General features: G+C 47.2%; 14 protein-coding genes and 1 pseudogene. 6 read left to right on the forward strand and 9 right to left on the reverse strand.

Features of this window, described 5'->3' with window-relative positions; translation table 11 throughout:
• Window positions 1-1,040 precede the first annotated feature (1,040 nt).
• From AC0YOB_RS27705 to AC0YOB_RS27720, 4 genes are all read right to left on the reverse strand, one after another.
• Window positions 1,041-1,589 (reverse strand): HupE/UreJ family protein, encoded by a 549-nt coding sequence (locus AC0YOB_RS27705; RefSeq protein WP_475795528.1) that lies wholly within the window; start codon window positions 1,587-1,589, stop codon window positions 1,041-1,043.
• 109 nt (window positions 1,590-1,698) lie between these two features.
• Window positions 1,699-2,979, reverse strand: coding sequence for a tetratricopeptide repeat protein (locus AC0YOB_RS27710; RefSeq protein WP_475795529.1), 1,281 nt, complete (start codon window positions 2,977-2,979; stop codon window positions 1,699-1,701).
• Between the two features lie 23 nt (window positions 2,980-3,002).
• Entirely contained in the window at window positions 3,003-4,160 is a 1,158-nt protein-coding gene (locus tag AC0YOB_RS27715; RefSeq protein WP_475795530.1) for a HupE/UreJ family protein, read from the reverse strand.
• Between the two features lie 292 nt (window positions 4,161-4,452).
• Window positions 4,453-7,782, reverse strand: coding sequence for an S-layer homology domain-containing protein (locus AC0YOB_RS27720; protein ID WP_475795531.1), 3,330 nt, complete (start codon window positions 7,780-7,782; stop codon window positions 4,453-4,455).
• Window positions 7,783-8,173: 391 nt separating this feature from the next.
• On the opposite strand from AC0YOB_RS27720, the gene AC0YOB_RS27725 reads away from it, so the two are divergent.
• From AC0YOB_RS27725 to AC0YOB_RS27740, 4 genes are all read left to right on the forward strand, one after another.
• The gene (locus AC0YOB_RS27725; RefSeq protein WP_475795532.1) at window positions 8,174-8,737 is read left to right on the forward strand and encodes a hypothetical protein; all 564 of its coding nucleotides are present in this window, start codon (window positions 8,174-8,176) and stop codon (window positions 8,735-8,737) included.
• A gap of 35 nt (window positions 8,738-8,772) precedes the next feature.
• Window positions 8,773-9,165: a hypothetical protein gene (locus tag AC0YOB_RS27730; RefSeq protein WP_475790688.1), complete on the forward strand. Its 393-nt coding sequence runs from the start codon at window positions 8,773-8,775 to the stop codon at window positions 9,163-9,165.
• Window positions 9,166-9,167: 2 nt separating this feature from the next.
• Window positions 9,168-10,568: a hypothetical protein gene (locus AC0YOB_RS27735; protein WP_475795533.1), complete on the forward strand. Its 1,401-nt coding sequence runs from the start codon at window positions 9,168-9,170 to the stop codon at window positions 10,566-10,568.
• A 74-nt stretch (window positions 10,569-10,642) separates the two neighbouring features.
• Window positions 10,643-10,966, forward strand: a complete 324-nt coding sequence (locus AC0YOB_RS27740) for a hypothetical protein (RefSeq protein ID WP_475795534.1) — start codon at window positions 10,643-10,645, stop codon at window positions 10,964-10,966.
• 259 nt (window positions 10,967-11,225) lie between these two features.
• On the opposite strand, the gene AC0YOB_RS27745 is transcribed toward AC0YOB_RS27740, so the two are convergent.
• From AC0YOB_RS27745 to AC0YOB_RS27765, 5 genes are all read right to left on the reverse strand, one after another.
• On the reverse strand, window positions 11,226-11,459 hold the full coding sequence (locus tag AC0YOB_RS27745) for a phosphotransferase family protein (protein ID WP_475795535.1): 234 nt from the start codon (window positions 11,457-11,459) through the stop codon (window positions 11,226-11,228).
• A gap of 552 nt (window positions 11,460-12,011) precedes the next feature.
• Complete coding sequence (locus AC0YOB_RS27750) at window positions 12,012-12,680, reverse strand: PspA/IM30 family protein (protein WP_475795536.1); 669 nt, start codon at window positions 12,678-12,680, stop codon at window positions 12,012-12,014.
• Between the two features lies 1 nt (window position 12,681).
• Entirely contained in the window at window positions 12,682-13,164 is a 483-nt protein-coding gene (locus AC0YOB_RS27755) for a hypothetical protein (protein WP_475795537.1), read from the reverse strand.
• Between the two features lie 143 nt (window positions 13,165-13,307).
• Window positions 13,308-14,618: a sensor histidine kinase gene (locus AC0YOB_RS27760; protein WP_475795538.1), complete on the reverse strand. Its 1,311-nt coding sequence runs from the start codon at window positions 14,616-14,618 to the stop codon at window positions 13,308-13,310.
• The gene (locus AC0YOB_RS27765) at window positions 14,602-15,282 is read right to left on the reverse strand and encodes a response regulator transcription factor (protein ID WP_475795539.1); all 681 of its coding nucleotides are present in this window, start codon (window positions 15,280-15,282) and stop codon (window positions 14,602-14,604) included. The genes AC0YOB_RS27760 and AC0YOB_RS27765 overlap by 17 nt, the downstream gene beginning before the upstream one ends.
• Window positions 15,283-15,865: 583 nt before the next feature.
• Between AC0YOB_RS27765 and AC0YOB_RS27770 the strand changes: the two genes are divergently transcribed.
• Both AC0YOB_RS27770 and AC0YOB_RS27775 read left to right on the forward strand, forming a co-directional pair.
• Entirely contained in the window at window positions 15,866-16,054 is a 189-nt protein-coding gene (locus AC0YOB_RS27770; protein ID WP_475795540.1) for a hypothetical protein, read from the forward strand.
• Window positions 16,018-16,463 (forward strand): annotated as a pseudogene (locus tag AC0YOB_RS27775) (IS110 family transposase); the annotation flags it as partial. The gene AC0YOB_RS27770 and the pseudogene AC0YOB_RS27775, both read left to right, overlap by 37 nt.
• Window positions 16,464-16,836: the final 373 nt, after the last annotated feature.

Genomic DNA, 16,836 nt, shown 5'->3' on the forward strand with positions numbered 1-16,836 from the left:
CAGGATCGAACTGATCCCACCTTGCCATTTCGGCAAATTTTCGATGTAGGCTGTAACTTCCTGATTCACTCTGTTTTCCCTCCTGTTTGGATAGTGCATTGCTTATGTATGGAATATACCATTTCAGGAATATTCCTGTCAAGGAATATTATAACTTTTCCTTTATTAAGGAAATCCAACCTGAACTTGAGTATTTGATGTGGTTTCTTCTGTCTTTAGCCTTTTCACTGATTTCCTTTCCATCAAAGTGGATATGCCACATGTTATACCAAACGGATTCTTCAGAATCTTATTGCCAAAAAGCCTGGGAGAAGAGAGGAAAAAGGGTGACAATCAAGTCTGAGGTGAGACGCTCTAAAACACTCTTTGTAATACTCGCTCAACCATTGTAAATGGCAGCCTTTCGTTCAACTGCGTTCCCAGAAGCGCGCATCATCTAACCGGTTAAAGTCCGGTCACGGGAGAGGCCAAGCCTCCGTGTAGCTTGGATACCTGCGTATGGCGAAATCTTTACGTAGAGGTGTATCGACAAAAGTACTGGTCGGAGACGCTAATCTCCCAATTAAAATAACGCGCTCGCATCCGATAAATGTGCCAGTTCATTCTCTAATACTTTCGCGATACATTCCGCATCCCAGGTATCGGAATGTATCAACGGTGACTAGCACTTGAACCGGAGATACGATGATCCGGTTAAGGTCGATAGCATCGGATTTCGTCTGAAAAACGTGGCCTCGGCCAGACCATGACCCCTGCAGCAAGGCAGAACGAAGGGTAAAAATAAGACTGCTTGATGAGTAACCAAAAGGGCAATGCAAAGTGGTACAAGACCACATGCATTGCCCTTTTGGTTACAGCTCCTCCCCGTTATGAGATCCCCACTATTTAGGAAAAGCAAGGTATCCCAAGGAGGTATTTACATAGGAAGAAGAACCTCTTGACGTTCGCCTGGCTTGGTTTTTCAAAGCAGGATTTTTCACCTGCTAAGCTTTACATCCTAAGCTTTGTCGCGCCGGAAGTTCAGTTATTAAATTAAACTATTAAAAGAATATTCTTTCGGTTAACCACAAACCACCTAATACAAAAGCTATTGTGGAACATATATTGACTACTCTCACAGAGTATTTCCATTTCTGAATAAAGAAGAGAAGAGGTAACAATATTGCAAGAATCCCAAGCTGAGCAACTTCTATACCTAAATTGAAACTAAATATATTAAAAGCTAAGTTAATTTTTGGCAAATTCATACCTTTTAATAAGTCGGCAAACCCCATTCCGTGAATCAAACCAAATACAAATGTAATCATCCAGCGCTTCTTTACTTCTTTTTTGAAAATATTTTCAATAGCAACATAGCAAATGCTAAGGGCAATTGCTGGTTCGACGATACTAGATGGTACGTCAATAATGTTGAGAACAGTTAATGATAAAGTTAAGCAGTGAGCTATGGTAAATGCAGTAATAACCGCTGCATATTGTTTAATCGTTTGCCTTGCAATTATCAGAGAAAATAAAAACAATAAGTGGTCATAACCTGTTAAAATATGTTCCATTCCTAGTCTGAAAAACGAGATGAATGCAGAAATCATCGTGTGAATCCTCCCAAATATTTCGTATCTGTGGCTCTATATCACGGGACAGTTGGACGACCAAATGAATATTTATAATAATGTTCCATTCCGTTCAAGACAGCTATAATCATACATCAGCCGTCTGCTCCTTTTTTGAAAAAATAAAACCATAAATGACATTTATCAAAAAGGCTGCAGCGACGGAACTCCAAATTAATATCATGAATAAGGAATCCATGGGATCTATATCAGCCTCTATTACAGTGTTCATTATTATCTTTCTCCCACTGTAAAAAGTCATATAATAAGCCATGAAAGAAGCGGAACCCATATGCAAACAACTCATCAAAATATAAACCAATCTGCCTGTTTTCAATGAAAGCGGGGCAAGTAGCCTTATTATCATAAACGAGAGGATGGATAAGCCCAACAGGCCAAAGAAAAACCGCAGGTCGACTTCCGGCTCTTCAATTATGTTTAGGATCAAGACAGGACCTAGTGAAATTAGGGCAAGAAGTAATAAAGGCGTGGCAAGTCGCCCGACATACTTTTGTAAATTGAAATGCCGCGAGAATTTTATGGGGATTAACAATATTACCACCGATATAAAATATAAAAGACAAAACATGAATCCATACAACATGTTCCTGTGGTTTATAATATTGCTTTTTTTTACTGCTGAATTAAAGCTTTCTCCCGGATTTCCCAGCGCTATTGACTGGTCCAGGGCCCGGATAGCCTTGCCCAAATGATGTTGCTTAACGAGAATGTCGGAATACAACTGCAGAGCCAGGGCTTTGTCTGTACTTGACATGCTGGCCTTGCTGTTTATGTATTTTTCCACATGCCCCCTCGCCTTTTGATATTCGTTTGTTTCAAAATATTTATTGGCCAAATAGATATGCATTTCTGGCGCAATTAATTCGTTCTCATTCTTTGAAAGAATGGTTTCTACTTCATCCAGGCTTTCTTTAAGGGGAACATTGCCTTCTTCTAACTGGATTTTTCTAAAACTTTGCAATGCTTGCCATTCAGAACGTCGTTCATCTAGATAAGCGACCCTGTCCCGGAAGGCACTCGCAAATTTCCCCTCAGGGAATTGGTCAAGATACTTTTTATAAAAGAACAACGCTTTTTCAAAATTAAAAAGGTAATCTTCATAGAAATGGGTCAATTGCCTGTAGACCGTTTCATTATTCAGATCCGAATTCTTTGCCAGAAGTTCTTCCAAAACTAAAGCCGCCTGCTCATAATTTTTGTCGGCAAAGAATTGGTTCGCTTTCATGTTGTATTCCTGTTCAAGGTCTGCAGAACTGCCTTGAGCCATGCTGGTGACAGAACTCGTAACGAAGACAATAAAAGCAATCATGATGGAAACAAAAAAATAGGGTGATTTATTTTTCTTCATGTATTTCTCTCTTCCTGTTTTTCTTAGAACGGTACCAGGTGTAAGTTGAACACCCGATCGACGAACCAGATGAAACCAGCAATAAAAATGGCTACAGATACTACAGCAGTTACTCTTCTCATAGGGAGTTTTTTCCTTATCAGATACAGAAGGGGCAACATAATTAAAAAGATAATCAGCAGCCCCATTTCCACGCCGACATTAAACGAGACCACCGAGTGAACAAGATCCGATTTACCTGCTTTGAACTCCTGAAGATCGCTGGCAAAGCCGAATCCATGAGCCAATCCGAATATAAATGTGAGCAGCCATCGGTAGTTGACCTGTTTTGCCAACAGGTTTTCCAGCGCGATATAACAGATGGAGAAAGCGATCACGCTTTCGACATACCTGGAGTTCAGAGTGACAACCTGCATCGCCGCCAGCAGCAAAGTGATGCTGTACGATACAGTAAAGGAAGCGAAAATCTTCAAGGCTTCCCTGGTGGATAAACCGATCACAATTAATGCAACCAAGAATGCTATATGCTCATATCCGGCATATCCGGTTAGGATATGTTTAATTCCAAGTAAAAAGAAAGTAGATATTTCCGACAATAAAGCTGCGGTTTTATCAGAGAATTTCCATACGGTATTGTGGAAGTCGAATGTATACTGCAAATCTGGTTGGGTATAATTAAAGACCTCCTGCACCGAATCATCATCGGCATCGGTAAAATAGATATAGCCAAGATTCACATGCTGATTGTTAGTCTCTTCAAATAAAAGACGGTAATCAATCTTCACCTTGTTTTCTTGCCAGTTTAAGCTCATACCACTCATCCTAAGCCATATTTTCCAAAAGGTTCCTTCTCTCTCTATTTTCTCTACCTTTATCGGGTAAGAGCGGTCATTGACGGAAACTGACAACTTTTCGTTGATGTAAGGTTGAATGATAGCGGTTGCCATTTCATAGAGCTGTTCATCAGTGAGATTGTCAAGGTCATATCCAAGTCCCTGAATCCCTCTTATTTGCTGAAATAAGGCAGGGTCAAGCTCAATCGTGGACAGAATGCGATCCTTGCCAATGGCCCATTTCGATCCTCCCAGATACATGTCATGAGCGAAGACGTGGGTACCTCCAAAAAATATTAAAACGATCAGGATCAAAGAAGCTAGTTTTCTAAGCCATTGCAAAGGCATGACGATGCCCTCGTTTCTTCTTTAAATTATGGAGCGGCCGCGGGGAACACCCTGCGGCCGCCTGTTTTACCCTGTTTTGAACAAATGCATCCCAGCGTAGTCTGATCTGTTATTTACATGATGCCACCGATCAGACGCTCCTCGGCATCATCAGTACTGATACCGGTTGTCTCTCTTGAGTCCACTATTTTAATGCTATAAGCAGATAAAACTGTATTAATTTTGGCCGAAAGTAATTCACCTAATATGCCAAGAGTAATTGGACCCCGCGCTTTATGCGAAATGCGTTGGCTTAGAGGCTGCCGTTCTTCTGCAGCATCAGGTAGAGATGGTAAATCATTTGCGCGGTTTCCGCCCTTGTCGCCTGACCCTTCGGGTTCAGCGTCGAATCGCTCCCTTGAACAATGCCCGCTTTCACCATTTCAGCCGTGGACTCGATCGCGTAAGGCGCGATCGACACCTTGTCCTTGAAGCCATTCAAATCCGCCGGCGCACCGCTCAGGTCCAGCTTACCGGTTACGTCCATCGCCCGGCTTATGAGCACCATCATGTCCTGACGCGAAATGAAATCGCGCGGATTGAACTTGTTGTCGCCCGTACCGTTCGCGATGCCGAGCGCTTTGACGATGCCAAGCGCTTTATAATAGTAGTCGTTCGTGCTCACGTCGTTGAAGTTGGACGTGACGTCCGCCTTCAGGTCCAGCATGCGGACGAGCATTTCCATAAAGTCAGCTCGCGTGATCCGCTTGCCCGGCTCGAAGGTCGTGGCCGATGTGCCGTTGATGATGCCCTTGTCGGCCAGCACCGCGACCGCGTCCTTCGCCCAATCGTAATGCGAGTCAACGTCCTTGAACGGGTTAGCCGGAATTACCGGTGAGCCGCCGTTACCTGGATTCGTCGGATTCGTCGGCGTCTCGCCGCCGTTACCTGGGTTCGTCGGTGTCTCGCCGCCGTTACCTGGATTTGTCGGCGTCTCGCCGCCGTTACCTGGATTCGTCGGCGTCTCGCTGCCGTTACCTGGATTCGTCGGCGTCTCGCTGCCGTTACCCGGATTCGTCGGCGTCTCGCTGCCGTTACCCGGATTCGTCGGCGTCTCGCTGCCGTTATCTGGATTCGTCGGCGTCTCGCCGCCGTTACCCGGATTCGTCGGCGTCTCGCCGCCGTTACCCGGATTCGTCGGCGTCTCGCCGCCGTTACCCGGATTCGTCGGCGTCTCGCCGCCGTTACCCGGATCCGTCGGAACTGATTCCGAATTTGCGTAGATGACATGGAGTTGTGGAATTTGGTCTGCATTGTCGCCTGCGCCTTCAAAGGACTCGGCAGTTCTAGTACCTTGACCTGTTAGAATGAAGCCCAATGTATTCCCTTCATTCCATCCATCCTTATTTACGATTTCCTGAACCAAGGATGCAACGTTAGGCGTTTGCTGGGCTGGACCGGCTTCATGTTCTACTGTCCACGCTGGCGCATCCTTCCAGTTTACAAAATCATTCGTCTTAATACGTGATGAAACATTAGGCGGATTTTGCAGTTCTGAGTTTGGAACGTCCTCCGCATAAATATTCACGTCAAACGGATCAACGTTCTTATCGGGCTCGTCAACGGAAAACTGAATATATGCGTCGAGAATCTTAGCCCCTTGAGGAATAGCCAGATCTGCAAATCTGATTAAGATCTGTTGGTTGGATTCTTCCGTTACAATTTCCAGGTCGGAACTCTCCAAATCCAACGATCCATCTGCACGTTCTTCCGTATCGTCGTATTGGCCTTTGATTGGCGCTACGAGCACATGGGAATCTTCTTCCGATAAAGGGCCAACAATGATGGATACCTTATTACTATCGACTGTTATTCCTTGGGCGGTAACTGCTGCCTGAATGGTTACGGCCGTAGTGCGAAGCGGCGTATTTTTCACAGTTACAATGCCGTCATCAGAAATGGACAAGATATCACCCAGGCTTGGCTTGTATGTGACGGTAGCCGAAGAAAGATCCATGTCCGCTCCCAAATTGTCTTTCGCCGATAAGCTTAGCTTAGCCGTAGCGTCGCCGGACAACGAAACGCGATCCGATGTTAATGTTGCTTCTGCCAGCCCATCCGGATTTTGGATATTTATTGTCACTTTATTACTGGTAACCAACTTGCTACCGTCATAGATCTCAGCCCAAACCTGAGCAGATTCATTAAATACAGGTTTGTTCTTCAGTGACACTGTTCCGTCCGCCGCAATGGAAAGTTTGTCTGGCTTATCCGTGTAATATTTTACTATGGCACCAGCAAGATCCACATTGGCATTATGGCTGTCAACAGCCGACAGACTGAGCTTAATTTTGCTTTCAGGAGAAGCCGTTTGCAAAGTATCTTTGTCTGCAGTCATGGTCAACTTGGAAATATCCAGTTGAATCTGAGTGTTGTTAACCGTTATGGTCTCAATTACCGTACCGTCTATCCGACGGGAGGTAACGTTCATTTTATCCCCTTCAATATCGAACTCGGTTAAGAAGTACGACTTATCCGCGGTTACGATGTTCGGCCAGGTAGGGTCCACATCATACGACGGAGCGCCACCACCGCCGGAGGTGAGGTACTCGATCCCGTCCACTTCCGCACGGGCATAGTTATGGTTGTGTCCGTTAAGATACAACGGTACCCCAAACTGCTTCAGGAGAGGATGGATGTAATTCTGGACATCGGTATTGTTCTCATGAGTACCGGCACCCCATGCCGGCTGATGGCCCATCACAATCTTCCACGGCTTGGTAGAGGAAGCAAGGTCGTTGACCAGCCAGTTGTATTGAGCCGAGCCGGGTTTAAAGTCGGCATACTCGTCCACTACTGAGACGTGGACCGGACCGTAATCGAAGGACCAGTAAAAGTCAGCCACGTACGGATAGGGATAGTATTTTTCGAAGACCGAGCCTACTCCTTCATGGTTGCCTCTTGCTCCCATCATAGGAACCTCGGTCTGGAGAGTGTGCAGGTCCGGGTAGGTGGACCCGGGAACAAAGTATTGAGCGGTCCAGTTGCTCTCGGAATCGCTTGAAGCAATATCCCCGCTGTTCAGGAGAAGCGTCTGGTAGGCTGGGTCAGCGGCATAAGCCTGACGTGCCAGGGCAGCTACCTGATCCTGATAAGCTGGTTGGGTACGGCTGTCGCCGTAGGAGAGGAACTTCACGGATGTCGCATTATCCGCAGGCGCGGTGATGAAAGAACCTGCCTGACCGTCCACCTCATAGTAGTACTTAGTTCCCGGCTTCAGCCCGGTGATGGTGAACTTGTGCTGGTGGTCGGAACCGTACGTTCCGACGGTCTCTTGCCCCATCGAATTATACGTTGCGGAGGTGACGGTCTCTTGCCCCACCGAATTATACGTTTCGGAGGTGACAGTCTCTTGCCCCATCGAAAAAGAGGGGTCGGTACCCCATTTGATAACATTCGATTGCTCATCGCTCGTCTGCCAAAGGACACTCATTGAGGTGTTGGAGCCTTCATACAGTAGGTACGGCCCTTTAATGATGTTGCTTTCAGCCGACACGTTGAAAATACCAATGGTGAAAAGAATTGTACACACACCAAGAACCAATGTTAAACCTTTCCACTTCGCTTTTAACTTAGCCTTCATCTTTTTCTCCCCTTCTCATTCATTGAGTCTGAATTACGGGAAACCGCACCACGCTGTCTCTTTCATTTAAAGCCGATAAAGCCGAAACGAAAAAGTCTTTTTTTCCCCCTTTCACCGCCCCGGCAAACCACTACCATCTCGACTGATCTGCTATGTACAACGAAATAGTATGCGGTTTAACAGGTATTCCCGGAACCAAACTACCAAAACAAATTATACTGAATAAATCTCTAAAAAAATTTTAAGATATTATTAAGGTCGTTAATTTATACACAATTTCTTAATCTCGCCCTAACATTCTTATAACAATTCTTCTCTATAGTTTATCGTTATGATGTCATATCAATCGAACAAAATTAAGTAGATCCCGAAAGAAAGAGATGGACAGCCAATGAAATCATTGTTCACTGCAAGAGATTTTGCGATTACGCAAGCGAGTGTAGCCGCTCTCCTTTTTTTATCAATCCCTTTGTTCAATGTCATTGGATTCAGCAACCATAAGCTGACGGCCGTCCTGCACGGTTTGGGCGCGACCATAACCGTCATCATGAGCTGCCAAACGATTCATCTGACCTATCCCATGCTGCGAGGCAAGAAAGGGGCCGCGGCCACCCTGGAATGGGTGCTCTGGCTCACAAATTTTATGGTTCTGCTTACGATCGTGTTTGGCAACTGGCTCTACATCGCTTACCGGGGGCCGGACGGTCCCCAGCAGTGGCTGATGTACCATAGCCCCGAGGTGCATTTGGTTGTGATGGAATATAAAGAATTCGTTTCACTGTACCCGCTCCCTCTGGGAATTGCGGCGGCCGTTTTATTGCGCCGGTTTCGCCATGCTCTCGTACCGGGCTCGGTAGCTGGCGGGATCATCGCTTTATTGATCACGCTATTCTGGATCTGCTTGCTGATCGGATTTGTGTGCGGAATTGGCCTGACGAAACTGAGAATGGTGTGATTTTCAACATGGTTGATATGGGGGAGAAAAAAGTCGTGAAAGAAGTCAAGCAACGAAAAACAGGTGAAATCGCTGCCGTTCTGCTTTCGGTATGGCTCGGTATCGCAGCGACAACGGTCAGTCACTTGTGGAGCTATTACGATCCGATTAGAGCTAATCAGATTTTACTGAAGTTGGGCTCCTGGATCCCCCATTGGTGGGGCATCGGTCCCTATACCGGCAAAGAAACGGCAGGACTGCTCGTCTGGTTGGCCACATGGACTATACTACACTGGACCATCGGACGGAAAGAGGTCAATCTGAAACCGTGGACGATCGGATTTGCCGTTGCCTTTATTGCCAATCTGATCATCCTCTGGCCGACAGTTTACCACACCATCCTGTGGTGGCCGAACCTTCCGAACACTTTACCGGGAGGAGAGGGTTAATCATGTCGTCGATCCTATACAAATATAAACTTTCTTTGTTGCTGCTTGTGTTCTTTGGTTTTCTGTTTTGTTCCTTCTATTGGACAAAGGTGCCAATGGAAGGATTCAAGTCATCCGCCCAGTCGTCCATGTCGTTTCGATTCGGTTATTTCAGTGAGCAGGAAGGGGAAATCGGGGAGTGGATCAAGCAATTCCGGGACATATCGTATTTTGCCGCGTCCCATCAGTTGCTGCAGAGCCAACCGAAAGCGCAAACGTTTCAGCTTTATCCCATATATGACGGTTCTACGACGGAACAGCTTTTCAATGAGGCTTATCCTCATTTGCCTGCCGGGACCCTTCAAGGTTTCGGGAAATCTGTCTATGAGGTCAGTCAGGGAAACGCCAGATTATTCTTTCTCAACTCCGATCGGTTATCCGATGAGGGAGACGGCCAGTTGGAATGGCTCCGAAAGACGGTTGACACAAATAAGCAAACGTTCGCCTTTGCCTGGCTGAGCAAAGATCCGAAGCTTCCCGAGGCGTGGAACGCGTTCAGAGACGCGGGAATCAGCGCGGTGTTCATCCGCGATTCCGTCTACGTCCTTGATTTAGCCGTTACACAAAAGCCTTCCGATTATCTGCCCGCTGAATATGAGGGCTGGGGAGTATGGGATTTGTCCAGGCTGAAGGAAACGCCTTTCATTACGGTAATGGAAGCGAATGATAACATGTTGTCCATTAAGGCCGAGAATAAACAGGGACAAGTGCTGGATCAACTGGAACAGGATGCGGAAAATCTGGCTATGTTGAAAGGAAAGCAGGAAATTCCGCTCGTGGGCATTCAATCCTTATGGAGCTACCATCCAGGCGGCGAGGATATCAAATTCGCCCTGCCACCGGAAGGGGTGGATTTGGTGGGTGAGGGTCCGATCATTGAAACCTACCATACGGAAATCGTTCCACTGCCTGCTTACGATTGGCGCAGTCCGGAATACGACGATTCCGACTGGAGGAACGGCAGGGCTCCTTTGGGAAATACGAATAACAAGGAGCGGCAGGCTTATGTGCAAACAAACCTGGAGGCCGTGAAGTCCCCGACTTATTATTTTCGCAAGACGTTTGAATTGGACAGCGATCCGAGGGAGTTGTCCGACTTATTTTTGAATATCGCCTATGAGGATGGTTACGCCGTTTATCTGAACGGCCAGGAAGTATCGCGGGACGCAATTCTAACCGGGATCTTAACCGACTCCTCGCTCGCGTTTCCGAATGAATTTACCTTCTATCGAAGAATTGATCTAAGCACCCATTTGGACAAGCTTGTGAAGGGGACCAATGTTATTGCCGTTGAAGTACACCGGAGCCACCCCTCCTCGCCTAATCTGTTCTTTGACCTTGCCTTGTCTGTTGAATCAAATTGAAAGGAACGAGGATGATGCGGACAAATCTGATGAATTGCATAAGAAAACGAACGAGGAGAAACATTTCATCATGCTTGCTAATCGTTTTTCTTGCTTTTTTAATGACGGGATGTGTCCCCGCTCCAAAAAGCTCGATTCCGATTGCCGACTTTTCCGTTACGAATGGGCATCTGATTGTCCAAAACGAAACCGGGTTTGTATGGTTCGATGCGAAAATCACTATTGACGACAAGTACACCTATGAAGCACATGTGGTGCCTGGCGGCAAATCCAGCATGCCGTTAGCCGATTTCGTTGACGATCAAGGCCAGGGTTATAAGCCCGGACGGTTGAGCATCCGCAATATGACGATCGACATAACCGACACGTTGGGCGGTAAAAGGCACTTTCGTTGGTAAATCACGTCACGCCTTACCAAAAGAAAAACCGTCACATGGTATTATCCCCTTCAAGTAGACGCTCAAAAAAACCTTCATGTTATCATGGAGGTTCGAGTGGAACTTGGAGGGGATATTTTCATGGCTAGGATAAACTTTCAGACGTATACAGAAGAATTAAAATTGAAGGCGGTTGCCTCAATAACACATGCGCCGAATCCTTCTTTTCGCATCTCAAGACAGAGAAGCCATCCCGACGAATACAATAATTTCACGAAGCCTAAGAAAGAGCGACATCTGATCCTTCCAGCCGTCGGGAGCCGTCGGCACTCCTCTGTATAGCCACGTTCAATATGCTCAATGAAAAATCGAAGTCAAAGAGTATGATTTCACCTGATTCATCGACCATAAAATTGCCTACATTAATATCCCCGTGAATCAAACCAAAATTAACTTTAGTAACAGGTAGACTAGCCAAACGCTCTTTAGCGTGTCTGAAGGAATATATTTGCATCCTTCGCGAGTATAGGAATAGATAAAATTTTGAAATTCTCCAATGAAGGACAACTTCTCTTGGCTCAAACCGAAACGCGCGGCACCTTCTGTGGCGTATTCGTCCAGGAACAGTAGTTTAATTTGTGGATCCATAAGTTCTCCTTGGTTGAGCCGTGATTGAACAAATTCAGTTCTTGAAAGAGCTTTTCCCTGATTCCTGTCTGTTACCCCTCTTCTTTGTTTTTCATGATTTCGTTCCTAATAGAAGAATTGTCACACACACCTATTCCCTTATAATTCCACACTGTAACTGAGATATCCTTCCAGTTAAAGTAGTAAAGGGCTGCCACGCGGCAGCCCTTTAGCATTGTGCTATCGTAACAGTTAGCTTAATACGATTTGTGCCTTTTCCCAATCTTCTAGTATTGCCCAGGTTATATCCGGTTTTTTCCCAATTAATTCCATATGGTTCTTTTTCTACCCAAAACAATTTTCCTTCATCACTTTCTATAACTTACAATAAGTACTTGAGATCCAATTCTGAAAAGCCGTCTGCGCTCGTTTCACGCTATTATTCTGCTGCTGGCTGCTGCTTTAATTCTGCCAGTGACGCTTCGATCTCCGCCGTTAGCGTCGGATCGAGATACTGCGGCGCGGACCGTTTAGCCGGCGCGTTGAAAAGATTCATTGCCTCCAGCTCCGCCTCGATCATCAGCACACTCTCCTCTGCGCGGGTGAAACCTCTGACAATGCCGTCCGTCTGAAACGATACAACGCTCTGGTTCAGCTCCTTCAGGGAGCTTGCCACATTAACCCGGGATTCGAGCAGCAGCCGGCGGTGATTGTACTCCTCCGATTGCACCTGCAGCTGGGCGATGCGCTCCTCAAGCACCTTCGTTTGTTCTTGGATCGTTGCGAACTGCTCGCGGTAGACTGCCAGCTTCTTCTCCTGCAGCAGCTTCTCCTGCAGCGCCAGCTTTGCTATCTTATCCTCGCCCTGGGCCACCGCAAGCCTCGCTTGGCGGTCCCGCTTCTCAACTGCCGTCTCGGCATTCGCGATCAGCGCCGCTTGCCGCTTCTCAATAAACAGCTGGTGCGCCAGCACCCGCTGCCCTTTTTCCAGCTCAATACTAAATTCCCGCATATATTGATTCACCATATTGAGCGGCTTCTCGCACTTATCTATCAGCCCGTTCGTTTCGGCTAGAAACACAGCTTTGACACGTTTGAAGATACTCATCTTACTTCGACTCCTTCGTTTGATTTTGCTGAATTTCCCATTGGTCTAGGAAGTCCGATGCCGTCGGAATGCTTGCAAGCACATTCGCCCCATCCGCGACTCTCGACCGTTTGCCTCGCTTGTTCATCCATAACAATAAAAGTCCGGCGATTAGAATCGTTCCTCCCACCGCTACGCCAGGACCAACACCATGCTCATGACCCCGCTCGATGTGTATGCCGCCCTCTCTAAGCACCGGCGCTTGTGGCGGTACTGGAACAGTTGCATCTTCACCGCGTGGCGCCGGCACAGCCGCGTCCTCGCCGCCTCTTATCTCAACCTTCATGTCGCCTGCAGGTCTGCCATGAAACTCCTGACTAACCCTCACAACTTTCGTTACATCACGCCCGTGCTCACCAGCCACCAAACCTAAGCCGGCTCCGACAGCTACGATGATGACGGATACTAGCAGCGCTTTTTTCACCCAAGGTCTAATGCGTTTCACGCTTTCATCATCCTTTCATAACAGTGTTCTTGTCTCTACAGTACCAACTATATTGAGCAATGGTAAAAGTACGGTAAATGGCAAAGAAATTCCCTTCCTCTTCATCTTCCCAAAGAGAAAGGGCCGCTCGCCTTCTTCGTGTGCTATACGGGAAACTCTACCGAAAATGTACTTCCTTTCCCAGGTGTACTTTCGAGAACAACCGAGCCCCGATGGGCGATAACGATCTGCTTCGCAATCGCGAGTCCAAGCCCCGCGCTGCCTTCTTCACGAGAGCGATGCTTCTCGACCCGGTAAAACCGGTCGAAGATGCGCACCTGATCCGCTTCGGCAATGCCTATGCCGCTGTCCCGGACAATGATTCGCCACTGCTTCGGGTTAGGGTCAAGACCAACGTCGATCTTGCCTTCCTCGGGCGTGTATTTGATCGCATTATCCAGCAGGATATAGACCAGCTGCTTCAGCCGTTCCGGATCGCCCTTCACGGTCAGCGTATCCGGCAGCATCGTCCGCAGCGTGATCGCCTTCTTCTGAGCAACACCTTCGAAGGCAAACACCCACTGGCGGAGCTTCGGCACAATGTCGAAAGCGCCCATCTCGAACTCGACTGAGCCTGCATCGGACCGGGCAAGCATCAGCAAATGCTGCACCATGCGGCTCATCCGGCCAATCTCTTCCTTCATATCCGAAACGACTTCCTTCGAATACGGCGTAATGGTATCCCCGTTCTCCAGCTCAATCACATCGAGGGACGTGTTCAAAATGCTGAGCGGCGTCCTCAGCTCATGAGAAGCATCCGCCAGAAATTGCTGCTGCTGCCTGAAAGTTCGCTGAATCGGAATCATCGCTTTTTTGGACATCGAGGAGCTGAGCTTGACGGCTGCAATAATGAAAATAATAAGAATAACGATGAACACGATGAGCAGATTGCGGAGTATATCCCAGTAAAAGGTGACATCCTTCGCTGCATAGATCGTAGCCGGCCCATTCGTCGTCATAATCGGATGCGCGCCTACGAAGAGCAGCCGGTCATCCGTCCTGATCATAAGATCCCTATAGCGTTGAAGCTTTTCGGGGTGCCAGCGCAAACGGAACGTATCCCGGTCTGGCTGCCACTTTTCAATCTCCGCCATATTGCGGTCGCTAAGCTGCGGGATTGCATTGCTCTGAGCAAGCACTTGACCGTGATTATCCAGCACATAGAAGAAGTACAAATCATCGCTGCGGCTGTTCTCCAAATCCGGAACGACAACACGGCCGTCCTCGGTCGCATACATGGTCAAGCGGAGCGAATTGCTCTGCTCCCGGTACGCCATGAAGATGAAGAAGAGCGATACGATAATCGAGAATAACGCCAGAAACAGAATGATGAGCCACGTGTAGGTAACCGTGAGCTTCCTCTGTGTGTATTGGAATAAGTCGCGCTTCTTCCCTTTTTTAAGCGTCCATTTCAAACCGGTAGCCTACCCCCCTAATGCTGTGAATGACCGATTCCACCCCGGAATCGTCCAGCTTGTCCCGGAGCATCTTCACGGTAACATCGACATTTTTGTAGGAGACATCACTGCCGAGCCCCCAGATGCGATTGAGAATCGCCTCTCTCGTTAGCACATTGCCGGTGTTCTGCAGGAAGAAATCGAGCAACTGATACTCCCTCGGGCTAAGCTGAATCTCCGCGCCGTCTCGCGATAGCTGGTGTGAGGTGCGATTGAGCGTGAAATGCCCGAACATCACAATATCCGACTGCCTTGGGGCAAAATTCCGCCGTGCCAGCACACGAAGACGAGCGAGCAGCTCATCCATCTCGAAAGGCTTCGTCAGATAGTCGTCGGCTCCTGCATCGAGGCCGAAGATTTTATCCTGCAGCGAATCCTTAGCCGTCAAGAGGACGATGGCTTGTCCATAATTGTCGCCCCGCAGCCGCTTACAGACGTCGACCCCGTCCATGAGCGGCATCATCCAGTCCAGGATGAGCACATCATAAGCCGATCCACGGGCATAATCGAGCGCATCCTCGCCGTTCTCCACCCAATCGACGTGATAGCCGCCCTTCTTCTCCAGCATGTATTTGACAAGCTTGCCGAGTTTCTTATCATCTTCCGCCAGCAAAATATTCACGTTTACGCTCACCGCCGCTACATTCGAAATAATAGTTTAATATACCAAACAAACGGTAAAAGTACGGTAAAAAATAACCCCATCCGCTAGATTGGCGAATAGGGGGTCGTTAACGGGTAACTCAAGATTCCAAGACCGCTTGCTTCGCGCGGCGGCGGTTCGTGGACAGAGCAGCTTGCAGCAAAATCAAAACGACGAAAAGCGTCATACAGCCTGCGGAGTAACGGTACATGACCGCATAATTCGACGCGGCAGAAATCGCGCCGAGAAGGATAGCGCCGGTCGCGACGCCCTTTAATGTCTAAATCTAATATTTGTCATTAGACAGTGAAATACTCTTTTGTTTAAGACATTCTCATCATAGTTTTACATCTGATAAATGACAAGAACATTATCCGATTCCCCATTACTTTTAAAAATCATCTAGGCTTGCACTCAGATGACCCAGGTCATCTGCTTGCTGTTTGAAGGCAGTCGGGTCACCGTTCACATATTTGCCGTTTATCCTTTCTTAAGGACGTAGGTAGATCTCGAAGAGATATTGAATCCCCTCCTACAGTACATTCGATGTCTTGCCTTCAAATTGATGGTTAAAGTGGATAACGGCGTCAGAAGCAATTCCACGGACGACGGCAAGACCTGGAGCACCACTGCTCCCGACGGCGTAACGGTCACCGACCAAGACGGCAAACTCACCATCTCGAATGGTACTCCGCCTAAGGATGGAGAAGGACAACGGGCCATTATCATAGTCCCGTTGTACAGTTTCTAGAGAATATCAGTATCTATTTATCATTATCAACCCGCTCATTTCACATCATGCGAAAAAGACCCATTTACACAAGGTGAAAACGGATGCTTCTGACGCGTACCAGCTGGGGGAATTATTCTACAAAGAAGAGTTGGAGCCTTACAAAAAACGTGGTCAGTATCTGATGAATCTGTGCTACCTGACATGGCAACATGAGTCACTGACGGAAATGGTTGTCCAGGTAAAGCTGCAATTTCAAGCGGTGCTGGATCAGGTCTTTCCGGAGTATCATGGCGTGTTTGGTGACCTTTATTCTAAGGTGTCGCTTCGTTTCCTGGCCCAATATCCAACGTCTCAATCTGTGCTGGTCCGAGAAGACCGTTACGCGATCATACAACGCCTTGTCGGACATGTCGGCTCGAACCGGTGGTAACGTGCACAGAAACTAATGGCTGCAGCAGAGCGAAACCCCTTGATGATCTGACGAGAGAGTTACGTATAGGCATTTCACAGTATGTGGATTTTATAATACAGACCGCCCTCATTAATCACTGGACAATGTAAATCCTGATGATATTTACTCTCAACATGTATCAGCAGAAGCATTGTAATCGGATGACCGAATCACCTACTTCAAACAAAGGAGGACATAACTTAATTTATTGAAATTCGTATCTTGACAATGGGAGCATTACAAATTACCTTAAATTAAAATTTTGAATATTATCAAAAATACAGTTCCATTAGTCTATAGCATTGTAAATTCTGAAAAAATAAACTAGGCGTTTGTGCTCAATTATTGA

Source organism: Paenibacillus sp. JT31N17, assembly GCF_056269255.1.

What these genes read in the sequence shown, in the direction of transcription:
- AC0YOB_RS27715 (WP_475795530.1), bottom strand. Translation starts at nt 4,160, where the DNA reads ATGCCTTTGCAATGGCTTAGAAAACTAGCTTCTTTGATCCTGATCGTT.
- AC0YOB_RS27745 (WP_475795535.1), bottom strand. Translation starts at nt 11,459, where the DNA reads ATGCAAATATATTCCTTCAGACACGCTAAAGAGCGTTTGGCTAGTCTA.
- AC0YOB_RS27750 (WP_475795536.1), bottom strand. Translation starts at nt 12,680, where the DNA reads ATGAGTATCTTCAAACGTGTCAAAGCTGTGTTTCTAGCCGAAACGAAC.
- AC0YOB_RS27735 (WP_475795533.1), top strand. Translation starts at nt 9,168, where the DNA reads ATGTCGTCGATCCTATACAAATATAAACTTTCTTTGTTGCTGCTTGTG.
- AC0YOB_RS27710 (WP_475795529.1), bottom strand. Translation starts at nt 2,979, where the DNA reads ATGAAGAAAAATAAATCACCCTATTTTTTTGTTTCCATCATGATTGCT.
- AC0YOB_RS27705 (WP_475795528.1), bottom strand. Translation starts at nt 1,589, where the DNA reads ATGATTTCTGCATTCATCTCGTTTTTCAGACTAGGAATGGAACATATT.
- AC0YOB_RS27720 (WP_475795531.1), bottom strand. Translation starts at nt 7,782, where the DNA reads ATGAAGGCTAAGTTAAAAGCGAAGTGGAAAGGTTTAACATTGGTTCTT.
- AC0YOB_RS27725 (WP_475795532.1), top strand. Translation starts at nt 8,174, where the DNA reads ATGAAATCATTGTTCACTGCAAGAGATTTTGCGATTACGCAAGCGAGT.